The organism is Microvirga vignae (assembly GCF_001017175.1).
In the GTDB taxonomy this organism is placed as follows: Bacteria; Pseudomonadota; Alphaproteobacteria; order Rhizobiales; family Beijerinckiaceae; genus Microvirga; species Microvirga vignae.
The window spans coordinates 1-3094 of sequence record NZ_LCYG01000006.1; the positions used below are offsets into that span (position 1 = coordinate 1).

A 3094-nucleotide genomic window follows, 5' to 3' on the forward strand; every position below is an offset into this window, starting at 1 on the left:
GAGCCGATGGACGGCCCGCGCTTCATCTGGTGGAATTTCGTCTCGTCGCGGCAGGACCGGATCGAGCAGGCGAAAGCCGATTGGAAGGCGGCCCGGTTCGACACTATGCCAGGGGATGAAGCTGAGTTCATCCCGCTGCCCGAGCCGCCGCCTCCACCGGTGTGCTATCCATAACTGTGATCTGTCGGTGACAGAGACTGTTTTGAACCGGGTTGATCATGGCGCAAGAGCGGAAGTGATCCTGATGATGCTCATCCAACGACGAGGTCGTTGACCTCAGGGTGGCGGCTGACCCAATTCGCCATGAAAGAGCACCGGACAACCGCCTGACGTCCACTCTCACGGATCAACCGGAACGCCCCTTCTGCCAGTTTGGAGCCGATCCCCTGACCGGACAGCTGTTGGGGCACTTCGGTATGAATGAGAACGACCTTGCCATCCTCCAGCCGGTAATAGGCTGCCGCAATAGAGTCTCCGACGGCCATCTCAAAGCGGTGAGCGGCTGGATTCTCAGTGACGCTGTCGTCCATAAGTTTGCTCCTGTTGGTACACTGACCGCAAATGCTGTCTTTAGAGCCGTTTCCCCTTACGTGGAATCGGCTCTCTTCCTTGTTGAGCCGCATTTTCTGACGGCGAACCGGATCCACTTCGCCGGAAAATGCTCTAGCGTCAGTAATCGATTTTTCGCACTCAGGCGCACCGATGCGGTCCGACGATGCCAGTTAAGCCGGTGCTGTTCTTGCGCTGATCTGCTCTCGTTGATCAGCTTTTAGATGACAATACGTCGGTACCTGCCATAGCGCACGCGGGATCAGAAAAATTCTGTCTTTACTCCTGTCACGGCCCCAACGACGCACGTACGGCTTGGTGTTTCAATGGGCATGGGCAGAAAGGTTTAGCGGTTCCGATACCAAGGTATAGGTCCATTCGGCCGCTGCATAATCGGGCTGCCGCTTGTCTAGACCAGAAGATAGCTTTCGCGATCGGTAGAAAGAGCCAAGATCGGACAAGTGCCCTTTGAGGGGACAGACCTAATTGATGTCCCCTCAGATAGGGGCAGGCTCTCTGAATCTTAAGGTAAGGAACACAAAATGGGACACGTTCTGCCCAGTGGGGGTGGCAAAGCTCTGATGAATGTCGACGACGCAGCGTTGCTCCTGCTCGATCATCAGACAGGTCTCTTTCAGACGGTCAAGGACGTGACTGTCGCCGAACTTCGCGCCAATGTGTCGGCGCTTACCCGAATTGCTACTCTGCTGAAGTTGCCGATCATTACAACGGCCTCGGAACCTGAAGGGCCAAACGGTCCGCTCATGCCGGAGTTAGCCGAGCTGGCGCCTCATGCCGTCTACGTGCCGCGGAACGGCGAGGTGAATGCCTGGGACAACGATCTGTTCGTCCAGACCGTCGAGAAGACGGGTAAAAAGACGCTGATCATGGCCGGTGTCTGGACGAGCGTATGCGTCATGTTTCCAGCCCTCGATGCCAAGGCCGCAGGCTTCAACGTTTATGCCGTTGTTGACGCATCCGGTGATCCCAGCCAGATGGCATCCCGCACAACCCTTGCCCGGTTCGCTCAGTCCGGAGTCGTACCGATAACCACCAACGCGGTGATCTGCGAACTTCACCGCACCTGGAGGCGCCCGGAGGCGGCGGAAATCGCCGACATCTATACCGTGGCCACACCCGACTATCGGACCGTCATGGAGAGCTATCAGAAGGCCAAGGACGTCGGTTCGGCGCAGAAGCAATACCAGGACCGCATGTAAGAGCCTGTGTGCATGACATTAGCCCGAAACGGAGGATATCCGATGAGAATGATGATGAGTGCCGCAGCGACAGCATTGTTGCTGACCATGGGAAGTGCCGATGCCCAAGCACCCGGTTCGCCGGATAAGGGGATAAAGCTTCCTGGCTCCAAGAACGCGAAAGTGACGGAAGTCTACCAGCGGGCTTTGCCGGGCATCCCTGGCAAGAGCATCAAGGGCGTTATGGTCGAATATGGACCAGGTGGATATTCGCCGTCCCACACCCATGCGAAATCCGCAATCATCTACGCGACGGTCATTGAAGGCGCTGTCCGCAGCCAGGTCAACGAAGGACCTGAAGTGACCTATCAGACCGGACAAAACTGGACGGAGATGCCCGGCGATCATCATCGTGTCAGCGCCAACGCGAGCGAAACGCAGCCGGCCAAGATCCATGCTGTCTTCGTTGTGGACGACGTGGACACTGAACTGACGGTCCCGGATAAGAAGTGATGAGCCGTCCGGACTCTCAGTAAAAGCGTGGGCTCGCAGGACGACAAAAGGGCGTCTCGCGGAGGTCGCGACCAACCGGTCACCATGGAGGCGGATCATGAACGACTTCGGCGCCGAGAGGATTAGGGATGAGGTCATTCTGATCGCTCGCTTCCTGCTTGCCCTGCTGTTTCTGATATTCGGCTGGGATAAGCTTGGTGATTATTCAGGGACCGTCGCTATATGACGCAGAGCGGCGCTCCCCTGCCGATGATTGCCGCTCTGGTGGCGATCGTGGTCGAGTTCGTAGTGTCCATTGCGATCATCCTTGGCATCTGGACGCGGCCCTTAGCGGTGGTGCTGGCGCTCTATAGCCTTGCTACTGCGTACATCGGCCATCCCTACTGGAGCATGGAAGGGATCGACCGCTATGCGAACATGATCAACTTCTACAAGAACTTCAGCATCATCGGCGGCTTCATGCTGCTGTATCTGACGGGACCGGGCAAATACTCGATCGATGCAAGGCTAGGATTGGTTCGTGCACCGCCGCTGCGGTCTCAGGCGCACTAAGCTGCCGTAGGTCGGCGATTGTCAGGTCTGTCATCGTTCAGGGGCTTGGGCTCAAGCTCGAGCGATCTCGAATAAGAGACAGGAACTTCGGTCATGTCGATGACCCATAACGCTCACCCCGTTGTTGGTGGGCTCGGGGCCGTGGCTGCTGGCACGGCCGACCTGATCCTGTTCAACGGCAGGATCACGACCCTCGATCGTCAGGCACCCGAAGCAACTGCTTTGGCCATTCGGAATGGACAATTCGTCGCCGTCGGGGACGAACGGGAGGTCATGACGCT

General features: G+C 57.4%; 7 protein-coding genes. 6 read left to right on the forward strand and 1 reads right to left on the reverse strand.

From position 1 onward, the window contains the following. A partial coding sequence (locus AA309_RS02120) for a pirin-like C-terminal cupin domain-containing protein (protein WP_047187343.1) occupies positions 1–174 on the forward strand: 174 nt, incomplete at its 5' end. Between the two features lie 77 nt (positions 175–251). Here AA309_RS02120 and AA309_RS02125 read toward each other — a convergent pair. Further along, on the reverse strand, positions 252–530 hold the full coding sequence (locus tag AA309_RS02125) for a GNAT family N-acetyltransferase (protein ID WP_047187344.1): 279 nt from the start codon (positions 528–530) through the stop codon (positions 252–254). Positions 531–1091: 561 nt separating this feature from the next. Here AA309_RS02125 and AA309_RS02130 point away from each other — a divergent pair. From AA309_RS02130 to AA309_RS02145, 5 genes are all read left to right on the forward strand, one after another. Then, complete coding sequence (locus tag AA309_RS02130; protein ID WP_047187345.1) at positions 1092–1769, forward strand: isochorismatase family protein; 678 nt, start codon at positions 1092–1094, stop codon at positions 1767–1769. A gap of 87 nt (positions 1770–1856) precedes the next feature. Then, positions 1857–2261: a cupin domain-containing protein gene (locus tag AA309_RS02135; RefSeq protein ID WP_425286844.1), complete on the forward strand. Its 405-nt coding sequence runs from the start codon at positions 1857–1859 to the stop codon at positions 2259–2261. A gap of 97 nt (positions 2262–2358) precedes the next feature. Continuing rightward, positions 2359–2487, forward strand: coding sequence for a hypothetical protein (locus AA309_RS37160; RefSeq protein ID WP_280136868.1), 129 nt, complete (start codon positions 2359–2361; stop codon positions 2485–2487). After that, positions 2484–2813, forward strand: a complete 330-nt coding sequence (locus AA309_RS02140; RefSeq protein WP_200901924.1) for a DoxX family protein — start codon at positions 2484–2486, stop codon at positions 2811–2813. Before AA309_RS37160 ends, AA309_RS02140 begins: the two co-directional genes overlap by 4 nt. Before the next feature lie 93 nt (positions 2814–2906). Continuing rightward, positions 2907–3094: hypothetical protein (locus tag AA309_RS02145; RefSeq protein WP_047187347.1), on the forward strand; the 188-nt coding region annotated here is incomplete at its 3' end.